Below are 20472 nucleotides of genomic sequence, written 5' to 3'. Positions count from 1 at the left end.
GTGTAGTCGATATAAATGCTAGATGGTATAGCTTCATAGAGAGGGGAGTTTGACTTGAAATCGATCGAGGATATGAAAAGAGCGGATAGCGTAGCGAAAAATAAGCTAATGCTGATTACATTTTTGATAGCGATGGTTGTAGGGGTAGCTTATTACCTACAAACAGGTGACATGTTCCAGGTCGCTATCAATGGAGGACAAGCGATCATCATAACGGTTCTCTTTATTGTGTTTCATTATTTATGGAAAAAAGAGACCTTATTCCAATACCTTGCCATTCCACTACCATACTTAGCAGGTGCCGTTGCCATTTTCACGCAGGGCGGTAGTGTAGGTGCATTAATGATTTTCTTCTTTTTAGCTGTTTATTCTGCGGTCCCTTTAAAAGGGAAAACATTTGCACTGGGCTATACGCTAGGGTTACTTCTAACCATTGCGAGCATCCGAACTGCTACTGGGCAGGAAGCGCAATTGCTAGAACAGATGGCTAGTTCGTACCTGCTAGTGTACTTACTTGTCGGGGTTTTATTATCCGTACTTATTTTTATGTATAACAAACAATTTGCCGTGGTGAAGCAATACATCAATCTAGCAAAAGAAGAGAGCGAACAAAAAGAAGCTCAGAATCAAGCAATGGAGAAGGACCTAAATGTTATTTCATCAAGAATTCAAGAGATTAACGAACAAGTTCAACAGAATCTAGGATCGCAAACGGAGATGAAAACAGCGGTTCAAGAAATGGCTGCAGGTAGTCAAAGTCAAAGTGAGCAAATTACATCAATTTCATCTAATGCAAACGGTACGATGGAAGCCATTAACGAAATGAGTCAAACCTTGGGTCAACTACAGGATGAAATCAATGCCATTTCAGCATCATCTGACCAAGGCCAACATAAGCTTCAAACGTTAGAGAAAGAAATGAAGGATTTAAAAACATTCGTACATGAACTTCAATCTACTTACGAAGAACTGACCAATAAATTAGCAGACACTAATTCCCTGACAGAAGATATAAAAGATATTACCGAACAAACGAACCTACTGTCATTAAATGCTTCCATCGAAGCGGCCAGAGCTGGTGAAGCTGGTAAAGGATTTGCGGTTGTGGCAGATGAAATACGTAAACTAGCTGACGTTACAGCCAATGCAACCGTAAAAATTACAGATAATCTTCATAGTTTGAATGCGCGTAGTCAGGAAGCTTCTAACAAATTAACAAATAGTATTGAAAAAATTGATACCAGTGTTACCTCAACGAGTGAAGTAGTAGAGACATTTGTGGAAGTTGGACAAGTGCTTCAACAACTCAAGGAACGTATTGAGGGCTTTCAAACGGTTTTCGTTGATGTGAAATCTCACTCAGAAGATGTGGAAGCTTCTACGAATGAATTAGCCTCGATCATTGAACAATCTACAGCAAGCATGGAAGAGGTAAGTGCTACTATCGAAAATTTAAATGAAGATAATCAAAAAATCAGTAACTATATGAATGAGATTGCGGCAAGCGCTGATAATCTGGCTACTAGTCAGGACAAGGAATAAATTGAAAGCCCAGCACCGAATGTAGGTGCTGGGCTTTTCTTAGTAATTCACAGCTTCTAGCGAGTCAATTTTCCCATATTTAGAATAAACACCAGTACCAGATAATTGATCGGTCGTTTGTTCAATGGCTTGTCTGATTTCAGTATTGCTACGTCCCTGACTTGCTAGAATTCCAGCCAGCCCGGAAACGTGCGGGGCAGCCATGGAAGTACCAGACATATACGCGTAGCCATTGTTAGGAACGGTTGCGGCGATGCTTACGCCAGGAGCGACTACATCAACCCAAGTCCCATAGTTAGAGAAGGAGGCTTTTTGATTGTTCTGGTCAATAGCACCTACTGCGATAACATTATCGTAAGATGCTGGTTCAAACGTCGTCGAAACACCATCATTACCGGCAGCAGCTACAACAACAGACCCTTTATCCCAAGCATAGTTTACAGCGTTTTCTAATGTAGTCGTATCACAATTACAGCCAAGTGATAGGTTGATTACCTCAGCTCCCTGATCAGCAGCGTACACAATAGCGTCTGCAATATCAGCAAGCGAGCCATTACCTTGAGCATCCAATGCACGTACAGCTAGGATGGAGGTATTAGGAGCCATGCCAGCAATGCCAGTTGCATTATCGGTCTCAGCAGCTGCAGTTCCTGCTACGTGAGTCCCATGATTACTCTCGTCCATTGGATTATTATCGTTATCTACAAAATCATACCCTTTAATCGTTTTTCCGTCCAAATCTGGATGATTGTAATCAACACCGGAATCAATGACTGCAATTTCTTGAGAACTTGTCCCTTTGGCAACGTTCCAAGCATCATCTGTGTATGTACTTTGAGGTTCGTATTGGTATTGTTGGTATAAGGAGTCGTTAGGAGTAAATGTAGATTGGAACTTGTAGTTTGGCTCCGCATATGCCACATTTGGATTTTTATTTAAAGCCTTCACGACCGCTTCAACGTTTTCTACATCTAAAACGCGAAAGTTCGAATCCACCTCATCCGTATCTTCTTTGATTTTCCCATTTACATTTAATTGATTCGCAGAGCTATCTTTTGCATTGTCTTTAAACTTTACAATGACTTCCCCTTTTACGAAATCCTCTTTTTCCGTGTTCTGTTCCCTTACCTTTTTCAAATCCACTATTTGATCATTGGAAGCAGCATCGACAAAAGAGACGGGGGAAATCGCAATGCTTGCAGCTAAAGCAAAACTAGTAATCTTTTTTACGTTCATCATACATTCCTCCTTTAAAGGGTTAAATTATTTGAAGAGTAGTGCCTCTTCTTAACCCTTTTTTCGTAACAAATAAGGAAGAATTAATAGAAGTGTATAAATATAAATCATAATGCCTGCGTGAACACAAACGTTCACTAGTTAGGAAGATTCATACATGGAATATTTTTCTACAATTCAGATTGGATTTTCCTGGTTAAAATGTAAGGTGAAGGAGGGGAGCATGAAAAAGGGTGTCCCAAAAAGACGGACACCCACTGCTTCTATTAATCTACATAACGCTTTAATATCCGATCTACTGATCCACCGTACATCTCTCCGAATAGATTCAAGTGAACGAGAAGGTAGTAGAGCTGATAGAGATCCTTGCTGTCTTCGTAGTGAGCGGGAAGTGGAAACTGTTCCTTGTATGCTCGATAAAAGGTATCAGAGTAGCCGCCGAATAACTCTGTAAATGCAATCTCAAATGCATGGTCCCCGTAAAAGATAGAAGGGTCTATTAGTACTGGTTCTCCTTCTGGGCCTGTCATCCAATTGCCACCCCAAAGGTCTCCGTGGAGCAGGGAAGGTTTGGCTTGTGTATCGACCCATTGCGGGAGACGCTCCATGACTTTCTGTAACCGCTGCTTCCGTCCTCCGTGTAGGACTCCTTTTTCCGCTGCGATGTTATATTGCGATACTAATCTACTATCGTGGTAGTAATCCACCCAGTTATCATACCAGCCATTTGGTTGAGGCAATGAACCGATAAACGTATCTTCCTCAAATCCATGCGCCTTACCAAAGTGTTTGTGCATGTTAGCTAACTGCCGGCCAAGAAGTTCTTCTGTATCCCGCTCTTTATTTCCTTCAATCCACTCAAGAGCTAACACACCTTGTTCTTGTTTAGAGGCAGGCTCATCATAGTAATACACTTCAGGTACTCGAACGGTCTGTGTATCCTTCATAAGCTGAAGGCCCTTTGCTTCGACACGAAAGAAGTGAGGGGGAATACCTTGATTGCCTTTTATAAAATATTCCTGTTGCTTCGTACGGACGTAGTAGGCTTGGTTGATATCGCCACCACCCACTTGTTTGATGGTATCGATATTGGACGTGTCTCCTATGTGTTCCAATGCGTGTTGAATGTGTTTCTTCATTTTGGCACCTCACTTAACATTTCTATTTGTCTAGTTATCTATTTCCATTCTATCACCATAAAAAAACCTGCTACCAATCTTGAATAGCAGGAAGATTTTCTTAACCCATAACGGGCTGCATATGCTGTTCACGAAATTCTTTCGGAGTTAAATCGATGTATTTTTTGAACAAGGATGTGTAGTAGCTTTGGTTGCAAAAACAAAACAAAGAAGCGATATCTGAGATGGAAGTAGAGGTATGTAGGAGAAAGTATTTGGATTCTTCAATTCGTTTTTTGTTAATGAATTGCACAATAGAAATACCGACTTCTTTTTTGAATAGATGAGATAAATAACTAGGACTCACATAACTATTCTCCGCAATCATGTCTAATGTTAGGTCCTCTAGTATGTTGTCATGAATAAACGTAATAGCTTGATTGACAATTTTACTGTAAGGTAGTGTTTCTTCCTCATTAAGGACAATAATAAAATGCTTGAGCATGTCGTATTCCATTTTTTCTAATTGTGATTGGTCATGTACGTTTTCAATTTCACGAATGTAAGCATCACTTAACGTAAACGCGGTTTCTGGTTGAACCCCACCTTGAATAATGGCTCTAGTAAAAAGTGTGCAGGAACAAATTAGCGAGTTTTTCAAAGATCTTATGGGAATATCGGCTAATTTTGGTCGTTGGTCATGATTAATGCTAGTTAAAATTTTTAATGCTTTCTCGTCATCCCCTTGAGAGATGGAACCTAGTAATTGCTTTTCAAGCAAATAAGAAGGGTGGAGATAGTTATTTTCGCGATTATTTATGCGTGTTTGCATAAATTGATCAATCATCGATTGTTTAATACTCGTACTCATAAAGTCACCCACAAACATAAATTTTTACTAATTATTAAAAGATTTTAGTATAATTGTAAGCGATTTCGCAATAAAATCAAGTCAATCAAGATAAAAAATTCTTATCAAGGAGGTCAATGGCATGAAAAAATGGTTCATGTTTTTGTTAACGCTTTCTTTTGCGGCTAGTATTCTAGTAGCTTGTGGTGGCGATGGCGCAGAAGATTCCGGTCAATCGACAGATGAAGGTACAGAAGAGGAAACAGATAACACTAGTGAAGGCAATGATGAAAGCGCTAACGATTCTTCTGGAGAGACAACAACGATTAAATTCGCAGCGCAAAATGATAATACTCCTGCAACGAAGATGGCAATTGAAGAATTTAATAACAGTCAGGATAAGTACAAAGTTGAATGGGTGCAAATGACGAACGACTCTCAACAAATGCACGATCAACTATTAACCTCTTTATCTAGTGGTTCAGGTGAATACGATGTTCTTTCTATGGACGTTGTATGGGCTGGTGAATTCGCAGGTGCTGGCTACCTGGAAACAATCGACATGAAAATGGATGAAGCGGGGCTTGAATACGATAACTTCAACTCTGGTTCTATGACAGCAGGAAACTATAAAGCGAAACAATATACATTACCTTTCTTCCCAGACTTAGGGCTTATGTTCTTCCGTAAGGACATCGTTTCAGAAGAAGATGCGAAGACACTTCAATCCGGCGATTATAGCTACGATGATCTTGCGAAAATGGCAGAGCAATATGCTGGTAAAAATGAAACAAAAACTGGATTTGTGTATCAATCCAAGCAATACGAAGGTTTGACGGTAAATGTAACGGAATTTACAAATCAATTTGAAAATACCAAGCAAGGCCTTGAAAAAATGTACGAATTTACAGAAGCTTCTTGGACTCCAGACGATATCTTGAACTACACAGAAGGGGAAACACATACTGCTTTCGAAAACGGAAATGCGGTATTCGCTCGTAACTGGCCTTATATGTTCGGCCGTCTGAAGAACCCTGAGGATAGCGGCGCGAAAGTGAAGATGGAGAATGTAGGCATTGCACCACTTCCAAACGGAGGTTCTGTTGGTGGTTGGTTACTAGGTATCAATGCTAACTCTGAAAAGAAAGAGGGCGCATGGGAATTCATTCAGTTTATGGCTGGACCTAAAGGACAGAAAATTATGTCCACAGAGGGTGGATATCTTCCAGGGTATAACCCGCTTCTAGAAGATGAAGATGTATTGAATTCCAACGAACTATTAACACTGGATCCTTTCCAAAAAGCATTAAAATCAACTATTTCTCGTCCTGTTTCTCCGGATTACGCAAAAGTATCGGATACCATCCAAGTATCCACGCACAAATACTTGAGCTCTGGTGAAGGATTAGAGGATGCCGTGAACAAAATTGATGGCGCTGTAGAAGAATAAGCGTACACCGTGACAAAGAAACAGTAGGGCTCTATTCATAGTAGAGCCCTTTTATTTTAGGGTGTTCTAGTCAACTCATACATTATGAAATCGATACCTTACTCATTAAAAAAGGAGGCATTGCCATGAAGAAAATGGGACTAAGGGAGTTTCTCTTTATCCTTCCGATTCTCCTGTTAATTGGCGTCTTTTCCCTTTGGCCCGTTGTTCAATCCTTTACGTACACGTTTTTTGATTATCAGTTGAATGATCAAACGAAATCCGGCCTTTATTTAAATGAACGCTTTAATGTAGACGTGTACAATGAGACGGCATTTTACGTAGAACGATTTTTAGATAGAAGTGACATTACAGCAGAAGAGGATAAGCAAACCGTTGAGCAGGTTGTGGAAAAGCTGAATAACGTAACGTCCCAGTTAGAAGGAAAAGAAGGCGTTATTGAAATTGATAACGAACTTAAAACTGATATACAGGAAAGCTACACCACAACCAGCAAAGCAATTGAAACGTTATCCGAAAAATACGAATTACAACGAGAGCAAGAGCTACCTGCGCTTGTAAAAGACCTTGATAATAGTTTAATAGAGTCTAATTTTATAGGATTCCAAGGCTACATTAAAGCCTTTAACGACGATAGGGTTCATACAGCATTTATCAATACGTTTGTATTTACCATTGTATCTGTCGCATTTGAGCTCGTACTTGGCTTAGGTATGGCGTTAATTATGAATAAAGGGATGAGGGGCCAAGGATTCATCCGAACGGCGTCGTTAATACCATGGGCTCTCCCAACAGCCGTTGGAGCATTAATGTGGAGTTACCTATATGATGGAGGCTATGGTATTGTCGCCAAAATATTCGCCGATATAGGCTTGATTGCAGAAGCCAATGACCTCATGCAAACCGCAACAGGTGCCATGTCAGCTGCAATTTTAGCGGATATTTGGAAGACAACACCTTATATGGCAATCCTTTTATTAGCAGGATTACAAACGATTCCGAAATCATTATATGAAGCAGGTTCCATTGACGGGGCAAGTAAATTTCAGCAGTTCTTCCGTATCACACTTCCGTTACTGAAACCATCTATTCTGGTGGCACTATTGTTCCGTACGTTGGATGCCTTCCGAGTTTTCGACTTGATTTATGTATTAACGAACGGAGGACCAGGTGGATCAACCGAGACGTTGTCCATTTACTCCTATAAGGCTATGTTTGGACAGACCAATTTCGGATATGGATCCGTCATCGTTATGATTATGTTTGTTTGTGTAGCGATTATAGCCATCATATTTGTCCGTGTCCTAGGCACAAACTTAATGGAGAAAAATTAAAGGAGGTTTTATCATGGCTCAACAACCTAATCATCCAGATGCACCGAAAAGCAAATGGCCTTTTTTACTCCTGCTGACGTTTTACTTAGTCGTTGTGGTCTTCCCGTTCTTTTGGATATTAGTTACCTCCTTTAAAAGTTCAGGAGAAATATTTGGCGATAATGCGTTTGGTGTCGTACCTGAAAACCCGACGCTTGAACACTATGCGAGCGTCATATTAGATAAAGGAATCTTAAGAGCTGTTTGGAACAGCTTGATCGTATCTTTTACAACAACGGTCTACATTATCTTAGTTGCCACATTTGCGGCTTATGCGATATCCCGCTTTGAATTCAAAGGGAAAAGCGTACTTCTAGGCCTCGTCCTAGCTGTATCAATGTTCCCGCAAATGATCGTCATTGGTCCGATTTACAATTTGTTTATTGATTTAGGATGGGCAAACAGTTACTGGATTGTATTACCGTATTCCTCTATCACCTTACCAATGGCAGTATGGATCTTGGTAACACACTTTAATCAAATTCCATTAGCATTAGAGGAATCAGCGCGCATGGATGGGGCAACACCATTTCAAACGTTATTTAGAATTGTGTTTCCACTAGCAGCACCAGGGGTATTTACTACAGCGATTATTGTCTTCATTATCGCCTGGAACGAATTCGTACTGACCATCACCATCAACTCACAGTCTGAATATCACACCGTTCCGGTAGCGATATCCTTTTTACGAACACAATTTGAAATTCTATGGGGTGAAGTTGCAGCTGCAACCGTCATTGTTACCATCCCGACGTTACTCATCGTACTCTTCTTCCAGCGTCAAATTGTGTCTGGTTTAACGAGCGGAGGAGTAAAGGAATAATAGCGAATGCAAAAGCAATGTAATAGCATGAAAAAGGAGAGATCATACGTGTCTTGGAAAGTAAGCAGTCAATCTGTAAAAGATACCGACTTACTGAATGAGGAAAGCTTATTCTTCGTCGGTAATGGCTATATAGGCGTTCGAGGAAATTTTGAGGAATCATATGGGCCATCCTATCCTACCATACGAGGCACGTACTTGAATGCCTTTCACGATATAATCGACATCCCATATGGAGAAAAATTGTATGGGTTTCCTTCCACACAACAAAAAATGTTAAATGTTATAGATAGTCAAACAATCGTCGTGTTAGTAGGAGAAGATCAAGAAAAGTTCACCATTACAGAGGGAGAACTTCTAAGCTATGAACGACATCTCCATATGGACAAAGGCACATCTGAACGAGTGGTTCACTGGAAATCTCCTCGAGGAAGAGAGGTGAAGCTTCGTTTTGAACGAGTGGTCTCGTTTGTTCATCGGGAGCTATTCGCTACGCGCGTAATAGTGGAACCAGTCAATTTTACGGACTCGATTACGATTGTATCAACGATTGATGGAGACGTGACAAACTTCTCAGACGCCAATGACCCACGTGTAGCTGGGGGAGAGGGCAAGCGCCTCCACACAGTCGAGTCGTCTGCAAATGAGGATTATGGATATGTCATCAACGAAGCGGAAACGTCTAAGCTTAAAACCGCTTGCTTAAGCTATCATCAAGCTGACCAATCCTCGAACACCACCGTAAATGAAAAGGGAAGCTGCATCGAGTATATACATCATTTTGAAGGAAAAGCTGGGGAGCCTCTTACCTTTTCAAAATGGAATATATATGTGGATACACTCAGACATGGGGAGTCCTTAGTAGGAGAAGCAACCACATTACGGGAACGATTTAGGTCCATTACATTTGAAGAGTTACAGCAATCTCAGAAAAACTACATGGATACCTTTTGGCGTAAAAGTGACGTCGAGATTGATGGGGATACCTATTTACAAGAAGGCATCCGTTTTAACCTATTCCATCTCCTGCAATCCGTAGGGAGAGACAAACATAGCAATATCTCGGCAAAAGGATTATCCGGGGAAGGCTACGAAGGCCATTATTTTTGGGATACGGAAATTTATATGTTCCCTGTGTTTTTAATGACCAATCCAGAGCTTGCCAAACAACTGCTGATCTACCGCTACTCCATTTTAGATAATGCAAAAGCAAGAGCGCGTGAAATGGGCCATAAACAAGGAGCACTATTCCCATGGAGAACGATTAGCGGTGATGAATGTTCATCCTTTTTCCCAGCAGGTACCGCACAGTATCATATTAGCGCTGACATCGCGTATAGCTACATTCAATATGTTCATGCAACAGAGGACATGCACTTTGTAAAAGAATATGGACTCGAAGTACTAGTAGAAACAGCACGTCTATGGATGGACATGGGCCATTTCACGAAGGATGGCCAGTTTCTGATCAACAATGTGACAGGACCTGATGAGTACACATGTGTCATCAATAATAATTACTACACCAATGCGATGGTGAAGCATAACTTAGCGTGGGTTGCTAAACTAGCGCATCGTCTACAAGATGACGATCAACGAGTGTACCAGCAGCTAGCCAAGAAAATTGGACTGAAGGATGAGGAAATACAGCAATGGGAACAAGCTGCTGAGGCAGTATTGTTACCATATGATGAAGCGTTAGGCATCAACCCTCAGGACGACTCCTTTCTTCAAAAGGAAGTCTGGGATCTTGAGAGCACACCGAAGGAAAACTTCCCATTGTTGTTGAATTATCATCCATTGACGTTATATCGCTATCAAGTATGTAAACAAGCAGATACCGTCCTGGCTCACTTTTTATTAGAGGACGACCAATCCTTGGAGACAATCAGACAGTCATACAAATACTATGAAGGAATCACCACTCATGATTCTTCCTTATCAACGTGTATTTTCAGTATTATGGCAGCTAAGCTAGGAGAAATGGACAAAGCATATAACTACTTTATCGAAACAGCACGCCTTGACTTGGATAACACCCACGGCAACACAAAAGATGGCTTACATATGGCCAATATGGGTGGAACGTGGATGTCGATTGTCTTTGGCTTTGCAGGCTTACGCATCAAAGAAGACGGCCTCCATCTCAATCCAAAAATGCCATCAGACTGGAATCGCTACGCCTTCCATATTCAATATCGAAAGCAACCTATCTTTGTAGAAGTACAAAATGACAAGGTAAAGCTAACATTGCAAGAAGGGGAAGATGTACCGATTTATGTGAATGAGGAAGGGTACACGCTTTCTGTGGAGAAGGCGGTAGAAGTTGGGATGAGTAAGTGATAGGCGGATGTGAATCGCATGGGAGAGCCCATGCGATTTTTTTATTTTTATGGATTAGGGGGCGGAGTTGGAGCGGATAATGAGGGAAAAGTCACGCATAACGTGGAGGAAGTCACGCATATCGGGAGGAAAGCCACGCATATTGGGAGGAGAGTCACGCATATCGGGAGGAGAGTCACGCATATCGGGAGGAGAGTCACGCATATCGGGAGGAGAGTCACGCATAACGTGGAGGAAGTCACGCATAACGTGGAGGAAGTCACGCATATCGGGAGGAGAGTCACGCATATCGAGAGGAAACCCACGCATATCGAGAGGAAAGTCACGCATATCGGAAGGAAACCCACGCATATCGAGAGGAAAGCCACGCATATCGGGAGGAAACCCGCGCATACCGAGAAGAGAGTCACCCATATCGAGAGGCGACCCACGCATATCGCATGCCCCCCCACACATCAAGCAATCTACCTACGAAAAAACCTTCTCATAAGCATAAATCGTCGGACCTTCTTCAAATCCATATGATTTATATAATCGTTCGGCCCCGGAGTTTTCGTTTCGGACGGAGATGGTAACCAGTTCGACGTTACTGTTCGTAAAGGCATGTTCACAAGCATAGGTTAGCAGGTTGAAACCAATTCCTTGGCTTTGCTCCTGCTTGGCTACATTCATAAAACAAATCTCAGCCTCAACGGTTCCTTCAATCTCTTCCAAAAACACATAGCCACTGACACGTTGCTCATCTTTATAAACCCAAAGGTGAAAATGTGAGTCGTGCTGATGAAGATAGATCATTTCATCCAATGTGTAGAAGGCTGCAGAAGGGTGAAGTGCATGTACCTCCCGATAATCTCCAGCATTAAAAGGTTCAACACCAGAAGTAGATGCCTCTCCAATTTCCCAATTGTCCTTATGTAGCAGTAGTGTTTTCTCTATATTATAGCAATGGAAATTATGTGCTTCTGCGAAGTGAGTAAGCTTCTCGTTTTTCTTGTAAAAAGCAACTTTTACAGCAGATACATGAGACTTAATCGTTGGAAGGCAGGCTTCCCACAGCGCTTCTAAGCATTGTTCTGCATCAGAGCAAGTAGTGAATGGTCCTAGCAATCGAGCTAGACATTGATCCATAAAAGGTAGCACACCGATAAACCCGTTAATCTCTCCATCTTGTTTCGATACCCAGGCAAGAGGAATATCAATGCTTAGGAGTTGCGAAAGCTGTTCTTCTATAGCAGCTTGTTCAGATTCGAGCCAAGCTATGAAATGATGATCGGTTTGGTTTAAAGAAGCTAACCAATAACTAACATCGGTAAGCTCTTCTCGTGTTAATGGTTTAATCTCCATCTTCTATCTCCTCACTTAATGTACTGAGCTAACTGTAACATAACAAAAGCTCTAGTCGCTGGAGCTGGACGCGGCCCCTTCATTTTTTAATAGTTATACACAAGCATACAGGAACAAATCGTTACAAAAAAGTGACGACGTAAATCGATAGGATTGCGAGGCGAAAATTCGGGTACAAATAACATATAGCAATGAAGAGGGGGGAAGCTCAACTTTTGAAATATACAGCACTTTATCGCATAACTATTATAGTATCCATGGCTGTAAAATTTTTATGGCAAATTTTCTGGTTTCAAAAAACAAATCGAATATGGGACGAGAAAACGAGGCAGAAATGGGAGTCCCTACTCGTAAAGCAAGCAAAAGAGTATCGCCAAAAAGCGTTGCAGCTCGAAGGCTTACTCATCAAAGTTGGGCAATTTTTAAGTACACGTGCCGACCTTCTTCCACCCGTATTTCTTAAAGAATTAGAAGGTCTGGTCGATCGTGTTGAGCCTGTCCCTTTTGATAAATCGAGAGAAATTGTGGAAGAGGATTGGGGAGACGATTTATATGAATACATAGAGGAGATCGACGAAGAGCCTGTAGCTTCTGCATCGATTGGGGAAGTCTATAAGGCAACCTTGAAAGATGGGAAAACAGTAGCAATCAAAATTCAGCGTTACCGGGTTGGTCAGATTTTTCATACCGATTTTAAAGCGATGCGGATTGTGTTTTGGATCCTTTCTCGTGTGTCATCCATTGGAAAAAAGGCTGACTTAGGTGAACTTTATAGAGAGCTGGTGCAAGTTGTCAGTAAAGAACTTGATTTTAAAAAGGAGTTGAAGCATTCCCTTTATTTCAAGGAACGTTTTAAAGACTTTGAAGGTGTATATATTCCTAACTACTATGATTATCTGTCAACAAGAAGAGTATTAGTCATGGAATGGATCGAAGGGGTAAAAGTGACCGATGAGGCCTTCATCCAAGAGCATCAACTAAATCGAGAACATATTGCCAAAAAAGTGTTTGATCTATTTGTAGAACAGCTCGTCTCTGATGGAATGTTTCATGCTGATCCCCACTCTGGTAATTTGATGCTTCGTTCAGATGGAACAATTGTCATGATTGATTACGGCATGGTCGGGGAGATTAACAAGGAAGATGCAAGCTATATTCGCATGATGATACAAGGCTTTATCTTAGACGATTACGATAAGGTCATACATGCGCTTGAGGATATGAACTTCTTGCTTCCTCACGCCAATAAACAAAAAGTGAAGCGGCTTTTACGAGAGATGTCCGACATGTACTTCCAAGGGAACTTTGAAAAGTTCGACCAAGATGTGCTGAATCAAATTCTAGATGATCTACAAAAATTTGTGAAAGACCAACCAATTCAACTACCAGCTGACTACGCCTTCTTAGGAAGAGCGGCATCAATTGTAATAGGCGTATTAACTTCTATTCATCCATCCATTGATTTAATGAAGTGGGGAAAACCTGTCATTAAAGAATGGGTATCAGGCAATGACTCAGACGCATCTATCTATAAAGAGGTGTTGAAGGACTCAGCCAAACCATTACTATCTTTACCAAAGGCCCTCCATCAATACTTAACCGATGGCGAACATCAGCGAGCCTTTGAAGAACGCCAGCAACAGCATCGGCTCTTTCATCAGTACTATTTGTTTTATGCGTTTCTATCATTTGTGATTTTTGCAAGTGGTGGTGGATATCTCTTAGTAAACTATCCTGATTTACCAGATGTAACAGTATATATGGGCTTTAGTGTTAGTGGCGTAGGCTTTTTAGGGATGATTTTATTTGCGATTATTCATTTTCGAACCATTCAAACCATAACAAAAGATAGGAGGAATAAAAGTGAGTGACTTATTGAAAAAAGGATTCTTTATTGGGCTAGGTGCAGCAGTGAATGGCAAAGAGAAGGCGAGCAAGATGCTGGATGAATTGATTGAGAAAGGACAGATTTCTCCGGGTGAAGCGAGAGATATGCTCAATTCCTTTAAAGAAAAAGGCGAGGAACAAAACAAACAATGGAACTCTAAATCACAAGACTATTTCCGTGATACGATTAAGGAATTAGGATTCGTCACGAAAGAAGAATATGAACAGCTTGAATTACGAGTGAAAAAGCTTGAAGAACTTCATAAGGGTGAAGAATAGCAAAAAGGCATGTGATTTCAGTATCACATGCCTTTTACGTTTAATGTTTAAAACTTGCAAGCTTAAGCCTGGCAGTGTTTTCTCTCTACTCACTCAACATTTGAACGGCTTGCTTCAGGCTTGATTTTGTTAGGACATCATTATTCTGCCCTGAATTCAGTCCTGATTGAACGGCGCGCATACTTAAATCAGGTCGCATGCCCGTTAATATAGGGTGTAGACCTAAGATTTTCAATGAATCTAGCAGGCGTTGCAAGTGATTCATAAATAACTCATCAACATTATAGACGCCTGATAAATCAATGACTAGATACTCAATATCTAAATTATTCGCCTCTCGGAGCGTCTCATCAATAAGTACGTTTGCGCGTTTTTCATCGATCTCTCCAATAACAGGGAGAATGGCTACATGATCCATAATAGGGACGATTGGGGTAGATAGCTTTAAGTATTTTTCTTCATAATTCTCAATACGTTGTTTCTCCGCTTTCGTATAGGCTTGGCTAAACCCATGAATGAAATGGTTGAAAATCGTGTCGATTTGCGTAATTACTTGAATAATGTTTTGAAAAGAAGCATGCGTACCTGAGGTTTGCTTTTCGATGAAGGTCCACAACGCTTCTTTATATACGCTGAATTTGGTTAAGTAATCAGATAAACTCTGATGATAACTATACTTCGTTGCTTCTTCCCCAACTTTTTCTCCCCAATCACTCACTTCTTGAAGATCCTCCGATGTTGCAAAAAGATGATCCACAATGGATTGAACAAGGTTGTCGAGGAATCGGATGGTATCATGTTCTTCCTGATCGGACTGAGGCTTTAGATAGTTGGAAAACCGTTCCTGCAGAAGCTGATACATTTCACTCGAAACTTGCTTAGAATTGGTTTGGATTTGCTTTTGATAGTAGTGAAAATGACTTAATTGCACCATAAAAACTACACACCTCGGTTTAGGGAATAAATCTATCAATTATTATATTAATTATCAATTCTAAAGTAAAATACAATTTTTACTTGATTTATATAAGAGTAAAAAGTTTTCATTTTTGCACTCACACATCTAGCTCTATAGCCCAGCGACTAGTAAATTTCCAGTACCTCCTTACGATAAGTCAACACTGAACGCTTGAGCACCTCGGGTTTTCTTTCGGGCTACATGACGCAGGTTGGTTCAATGTTGCTGCATGATGCGGGCCTACAGGAGGTAGGTCAGTTCGATGTTGCTGCACGATGCAGCGGTCTTAATCAAACCTCCCCGGTCCAGAACTTCCATTTCCCCCAAAACAGTTTGTACGTCGCTAAACGGCCGCCTGTACTTTTGTCCTATAATTTTGCATATGTTTCAGCTTGGAAATTAAGAGGTAATAGACCAACATATGTGAAAACGAATTAAGTAGAAATGAGGGGAATCAATGAAAAAGTTGTCGTTTCTATTTTCAAGTATGGTGCTGTTCCTGTCTGGGTGTAGCATGCGTGTTTTTAACCCTATAAGTGAAACGGCTCGAGATCAGTCGTTTTTAATCCTATTTAGCTTTTTTCTCATGATGATAGTCCTTGTAGTTGTTTTCGTTATGTTTGCTAGATTCATGTGGAAGTACAGGGAAACAGAAGAAAACAAACATACCATTCCGGAAGATGAGAAAGGAAATAAGGCATTTGAGATAACGTGGACCGTATTACCGATTATCTTACTTATCGTGTTGGCGGTTCCAACTGTACGAATGACATATGACATGTCAGCTGAAGTTAAGTCAAATCCTGCTAATGCCGTACATGTTGAAGTAACTGCTCAACAATTTAGTTGGACGTTTACATACGAGGGAGAGGTTCAAACCGTTGATAATCTCGTTCTTCCTAAAGACCGTCCTGTAGTCTTTCACTTGAACTCGAAGGATGTCATTCATTCCTTTTGGATTCCGAGATTGGGAGGGAAACGAGATGTAGTTCCTGGAGAGGATCGACGTCTCATCTTAACTCCCGAAAAAACAGGCACCTATCAAGGAAAATGTGCTGAATTCTGTGGAGTCGATCATGCAAAAATGCGATTTACGACAGAAGTTAAAACACAAGAGGCCTATCAGCAATGGTTAAACAACGAAAAGGAGAATTTGGAGTAGAGGGGGATTTTCATGATAGCTGATTTATTTGGACGGAAGTTTTATATGGCATCAGATACCATCGGTGCTTGGGTGATGCTCATTCTATCGGCCATTTTGGGTATTATTCTCATCACTCGAGCTAAGAAATGGCCAATTATTCGAGAGTATGCGACGACAACCCATCATCGTAAAATTGGTGTACTTTATTTACTATCTGCTACCTTATTTTTTATGAGGGCTGGTATTGAGGCGTTAATCATTCGAGTACAGTTGGCGTTTCCAGATAATAATTTCTGGGTTTTTCAAGGCGAGAAGTTTAATGAGGCGTTCACGACCCATGGCACCATTATGATCTTTTTTGTGGCCATGCCGTTGCTTATTGGATTAATGAACGTAGCTGTGCCGTTACAAATTGGGGCACAGGATATGGCGTTTCCTTATTTGAACGCGGTAAGCTTCTGGTTGTTTTTAGCTGGGGCATTACTCGTTAACATGAGCTTCTTTATGACAGCCTCACCAAATGCAGGCTGGACGTTATATGCTCCTTTATCGACAGATACATATACTCCTTCAGCTGGAAATGATTATTATATATTCGGTATTCAGGTGTCAGGAATAGGGACGATTCTAGCTGCAATTAATATGATTGTGACGATTGTTCGTCATCGCGCACCTGGCATGACCTTAATGAAAATGCCATTATTTCCATGGTCTACCTTGATTACATCGTTCTTAATCTTGATTGCTTTTCCCGTACTAACGATTGCGCTGTACATTTTAATGTTTGACCGTTTCTTTGGAACATCCTTTTTCTCAGGACCAGAAGGAGATCCAATCTATTGGCAGCACTTGTTCTGGATATTTGGTCACCCAGAGGTGTATATCATCATATTACCGGCGTTTGGTATCTTTTCTGATATCATTTCAACCTTCTCGAAAAAGCGTGTATTTGGCTACGGCTCTATGGTAGTAGCTCTTGCGATTATTGGGTTGCTCGGCTTCATGGTCTGGGTGCACCATATGTTTACGGTTGGATTAGGCGCTCTTGTGAATACCTTCTTTGCCGTCACCACCATGCTTATTGCAGTGCCAACAGGTATTAAAATCTTTAACTGGTTGTTTACGATGCGAAAAGGTGTCATCCGTTTCTCCACACCGATGCTATTTGCGGCTGGGTTCATTCCAACTTTCGTAATGGGTGGCGTGACAGGGGTTATGTTATCAGCAGCTGCAGCCGACCTGCAGTATCATGATACGTACTTTGTTGTGGCACACTTTCACTACGTTATTATCGGCGGAACGATATTAGGAGCATTTGCAGGTATTTACTATTGGTTCCCGAAAATGTTTGGCATTACGTTGGATGAAACATTAGGGAAGCTGCACTTTTGGTTGTTCCTAATAGGATTTCATATCACATTCTTCCCGCAGCACTTCGCTGGATTAAACGGTATGCCGAGAAGGGTGTACACGTACACGGCAGAAGACAATGTGTTTGTTTTTAACTTTGTCAGTACATTGGGTGCCTTCCTGATGGGAATTGGAACGGCTGTGTTTGTATGGAATCTTTATAAAAGCTTTAAAAAACCACAAAAAGCAGGAGATGATCCTTGGAATGGACGCACATTAGAATGGAGCGTTCCATCACCAGCTCCAGAGCATCCATTTGAAACGACACCTCAAGTAGTTTCGCACGATCCAGTGTGGGAGGCCAAGCTACATCGCGCTGGAGTATTGCCAAAAGCTAGTAAAACAAGAACTGCACCAATTGACGTCGTATCATGGCAGCCGGTCATGTTGGGAAGCTTCATGCTATTCTTCTCGCTAGCCTTTATCTACCATGTGACGTGGTTACAAGTTCTATTAGGTATTGCTATCCTTGGCTTCTTCGTTCTGCGTGCACTAACTGATGAACATACGAAAAAAGCAAAGGAGGACCAGGCTCATGACAACGTATAATAGCGATTTAACAGGAGACAAAAAGCTGGGTTTTGTTTTGTACTTAGTTGGTGAGCTGGTCATGTTTGCTACGCTTTTTGCTACGTATTTCATCTTTGTGCAAGACGCAGTCAATCCAACACCAACAGAAGTATTTAAAGCACGTACGTTGATTATTTCTTCTGTCTTTCTATTATCTAGCAGTGGAACAATTCACTTTGCAGAAAAAGCAGCAGAAAAACAGAATACAAAAGGCATTGCTATTTGGTTAGCTGCCACCGTGTTACTTGCACTTGCGTTTATGGGAGTGGAGATTCATGAGTTTAGAACCTATTATCATGAAGGATTCACCCTCACGCAGAATATCTTTTTGTCATCGTTTTATATTTTAGTAGGCCTACATGCCGCGCACGTACTTTTCGGAATCGGCTGGATGCTTCTCTTAGCCATTCAGCTTAATCGAATTCCATCCTCTATCTATGGAGATAAGCAAAAGATATTTAGCTACTATTGGCACTTTGTCGATGTGATTTGGATCTTTATTATTGTGTTTGTGTATGCTCCTTATTTAGTTTAACGCGGAATGACTATAAGTATAAAAAATAGACTCTCCACTCAGGTGGGAGTCTATTTTTTATATCAGTAACTAAAACATCCCCTCCTGTTGCTCTTTCCGCATATTTAGCAAAATTAACCATTCTAGTTCATCAACCATACATATCCAAATTTTTGAAATATGATAATAGAAAAGGAGGTTTTTTCATGGAAAAGAAAAAGGTAGTAACTAAAAGTGGATGTGGTTGTGGAAATAAAGTGAAAGTAATGGATACAGAAAACACAAACTATGTAACAGTAACAAGTATTAACAATGACCAGCCTACCAAAAAAGTACCTCATCCAAAAAAATCGTTTATTTCCAGATATATAAAAAAGATAGTAGAATTCTTTCGGTTGGAGAAATAGAAGAAGGAAGAGACTGAGTAAAGTGCTCAAGTCTCTTCCATTTATTTTTATTATAAGCCATTATGTAACCCCCTAGGGGAGAAGGATTTCTTGTTCTCTCCAAAAGGGGGTGGAGTTATTATCCTAGATTAGGTCTATTAAAACGATAGAATCCTCTAAGAATAATTTGCATTGTCTCCTGATCAAGTATTGCTTCTGTAATCTCTACTTCAATTAAATCACAGCCATTTTCCGGACAGCATACTTCACTGCAGTAGTGGAAAACGTGCTGACCAATATCGAAGCGATCGTAAAGTGTATAAGCCTCAGGCACTTCACAAGTTTCGCCATTTGTAACAGGGACTGAGAACGTCACTTCACCATCGCCACTAAACGTAAGAGTATAGAATTTCAGATTACATCTCAGCGTTTCATCAGGGCAGATTTCAACTGGTACGTCTTCTTTAATACAGTAGCCAGCTTTACAATTATTTAGTAAACAAGGATTAACGATAATACCTTCTTCTCTAATTCCGCTAACACAGTTGTTTACCTGTGTTGACACTTCAAAAGGAATTGGACCATTTCCATCAGAACAAGTACAAGGGTTAATGCAATTGTTCGCCATAAAATTCCCTCCCTTCTTCTTGATGTACTATTACTATATTCTCGTAAATCTATCGTGTATAGATGGATATAATAGTCATTTTTGTTATTTTTTGTATTAAAAATAATTCTTTTGGACTATAACATAGAATAATAGACGATATTCTTCTCGCGTATAGTGTTGAGATCGTATAATAAAATAGGTTTATAGCATAGTGAATAAATTTTTTAGGAGGAGTGCATAATAATATAAGATGAGAAAAAGAGGACATATTCTCATTCAAAGGAACAAGAATTTTTAGAAGATAAGATACTTACATTGTTGAACCAGCTTTTTCATATGGTGCTTTATAAAGAAGTATTAGGTACATATGTAGCTCTTGTAAAAATTGTTAACGTTTTCGTAGTGAAATTGACTTTTTATAAAATTAAAGCAATAATATAGTCATATTGTCTTAATTGGAACAAAAAGAGCTAGCTCAGGAAAGAGGTTCTAAAGGATGTACATAAGCTTTGAGGAATTTGTTAGGCAATTTGAAATGAAGCTGTTTCGAAAACTAACAGAATCTGAATGGAAATTCGCTCGCTGGATCTATCTTAAACACCTAAATGACTACTAGCTCCCAGTTAGCTTCACCT

General features: G+C 40.5%; 17 protein-coding genes. 11 read left to right on the top strand and 6 right to left on the bottom strand.

Translation table 11 applies throughout. From position 1 onward, the window contains the following. Nucleotides 1-54 precede the first annotated feature (54 nt). Nucleotides 55-1542, top strand: coding sequence for a methyl-accepting chemotaxis protein (locus N782_RS02775; RefSeq protein ID WP_036815852.1), 1488 nt, complete (start codon nt 55-57; stop codon nt 1540-1542). 39 nt (nt 1543-1581) lie between these two features. Here the strand turns inward: N782_RS02775 and N782_RS02770 are convergent, their stop codons facing one another. From N782_RS02770 to N782_RS02760, 3 genes are all read right to left on the bottom strand, one after another. Further along, on the bottom strand, nt 1582-2778 hold the full coding sequence (locus N782_RS02770; RefSeq protein WP_036815850.1) for a S8 family peptidase: 1197 nt from the start codon (nt 2776-2778) through the stop codon (nt 1582-1584). Between the two features lie 266 nt (nt 2779-3044). After that, nucleotides 3045-3917 (bottom strand): fructosamine kinase family protein, encoded by an 873-nt coding sequence (locus tag N782_RS02765; RefSeq protein WP_036815849.1) that lies wholly within the window; start codon nt 3915-3917, stop codon nt 3045-3047. A 100-nt stretch (nt 3918-4017) separates the two neighbouring features. Beyond that, nucleotides 4018-4767, bottom strand: coding sequence for an AraC family transcriptional regulator (locus tag N782_RS02760; protein WP_036815847.1), 750 nt, complete (start codon nt 4765-4767; stop codon nt 4018-4020). A gap of 121 nt (nt 4768-4888) precedes the next feature. Between N782_RS02760 and N782_RS02755 the strand changes: the two genes are divergently transcribed. The 4 genes from N782_RS02755 to N782_RS02740 all read left to right on the top strand — a co-directional run bounded on the left by N782_RS02755 (nt 4889) and on the right by N782_RS02740 (nt 10735). Continuing rightward, nucleotides 4889-6196, top strand: a complete 1308-nt coding sequence (locus N782_RS02755; RefSeq protein ID WP_036815844.1) for an extracellular solute-binding protein — start codon at nt 4889-4891, stop codon at nt 6194-6196. 125 nt (nt 6197-6321) lie between these two features. After that, nucleotides 6322-7530, top strand: coding sequence for a carbohydrate ABC transporter permease (locus N782_RS02750; RefSeq protein WP_036815842.1), 1209 nt, complete (start codon nt 6322-6324; stop codon nt 7528-7530). A 13-nt stretch (nt 7531-7543) separates the two neighbouring features. Next, nucleotides 7544-8392, top strand: coding sequence for a carbohydrate ABC transporter permease (locus tag N782_RS02745; protein ID WP_052111129.1), 849 nt, complete (start codon nt 7544-7546; stop codon nt 8390-8392). 48 nt (nt 8393-8440) lie between these two features. Next, a complete protein-coding gene (locus N782_RS02740) occupies nt 8441-10735 on the top strand; it encodes a glycoside hydrolase family 65 protein (protein WP_036815838.1) in 2295 nt (764 codons plus the stop codon). 468 nt (nt 10736-11203) lie between these two features. On the opposite strand, the gene N782_RS02730 is transcribed toward N782_RS02740, so the two are convergent. Beyond that, nucleotides 11204-12079, bottom strand: coding sequence for a GNAT family N-acetyltransferase (locus N782_RS02730; protein WP_036815835.1), 876 nt, complete (start codon nt 12077-12079; stop codon nt 11204-11206). 257 nt (nt 12080-12336) lie between these two features. Here N782_RS02730 and N782_RS02725 point away from each other — a divergent pair, with 257 nt between their 5' ends. Further along, nucleotides 12337-13950, top strand: coding sequence for an ABC1 kinase family protein (locus N782_RS02725; protein ID WP_237582493.1), 1614 nt, complete (start codon nt 12337-12339; stop codon nt 13948-13950). Next, nucleotides 13943-14245, top strand: a complete 303-nt coding sequence (locus tag N782_RS02720) for a phasin family protein (RefSeq protein ID WP_036815833.1) — start codon at nt 13943-13945, stop codon at nt 14243-14245. The genes N782_RS02725 and N782_RS02720 overlap by 8 nt, the downstream gene beginning before the upstream one ends. An 85-nt stretch (nt 14246-14330) precedes the next feature. On the opposite strand, the gene N782_RS02715 is transcribed toward N782_RS02720, so the two are convergent. Beyond that, entirely contained in the window at nt 14331-15179 is an 849-nt protein-coding gene (locus tag N782_RS02715; RefSeq protein ID WP_036815822.1) for an STAS domain-containing protein, read from the bottom strand. Between the two features lie 481 nt (nt 15180-15660). Between N782_RS02715 and coxB the strand changes: the two genes are divergently transcribed. The 4 genes from coxB (at nt 15661) to N782_RS02695 (ending at nt 19248) form a co-directional block, all read left to right on the top strand. After that, nucleotides 15661-16365: a cytochrome c oxidase subunit II gene (gene coxB, locus N782_RS02710; protein ID WP_052111127.1), complete on the top strand. Its 705-nt coding sequence runs from the start codon at nt 15661-15663 to the stop codon at nt 16363-16365. Between the two features lie 12 nt (nt 16366-16377). Beyond that, nucleotides 16378-18306 carry a cytochrome c oxidase subunit I gene (gene ctaD, locus N782_RS02705; RefSeq protein ID WP_084102956.1) on the top strand — a complete coding sequence of 643 codons (1929 nt, stop codon included), beginning with the start codon at nt 16378-16380 and terminating at the stop codon, nt 18304-18306. Continuing rightward, a complete protein-coding gene (locus N782_RS02700; RefSeq protein WP_036815820.1) occupies nt 18293-18862 on the top strand; it encodes a cytochrome c oxidase subunit 3 in 570 nt (189 codons plus the stop codon). Before ctaD ends, N782_RS02700 begins: the two co-directional genes overlap by 14 nt. Nucleotides 18863-19047: 185 nt before the next feature. Then, nucleotides 19048-19248 carry a hypothetical protein gene (locus tag N782_RS02695; RefSeq protein ID WP_036815814.1) on the top strand — a complete coding sequence of 67 codons (201 nt, stop codon included), beginning with the start codon at nt 19048-19050 and terminating at the stop codon, nt 19246-19248. A 118-nt stretch (nt 19249-19366) separates the two neighbouring features. Here N782_RS02695 and N782_RS02690 read toward each other — a convergent pair whose 3' ends face one another. Continuing rightward, nucleotides 19367-19855: a hypothetical protein gene (locus N782_RS02690; protein ID WP_036815813.1), complete on the bottom strand. Its 489-nt coding sequence runs from the start codon at nt 19853-19855 to the stop codon at nt 19367-19369. Nucleotides 19856-20472: the final 617 nt, after the last annotated feature.

Origin of the sequence: Pontibacillus yanchengensis Y32 (genome assembly GCF_000770635.1) — a bacterium.
Lineage (GTDB): Bacteria > Bacillota > Bacilli > Bacillales > BH030062 > Pontibacillus > Pontibacillus yanchengensis.
The sequence above is the reverse complement of the archived record's forward strand: the minus strand, read 5'-3'. Positions and strand labels throughout refer to the sequence as shown.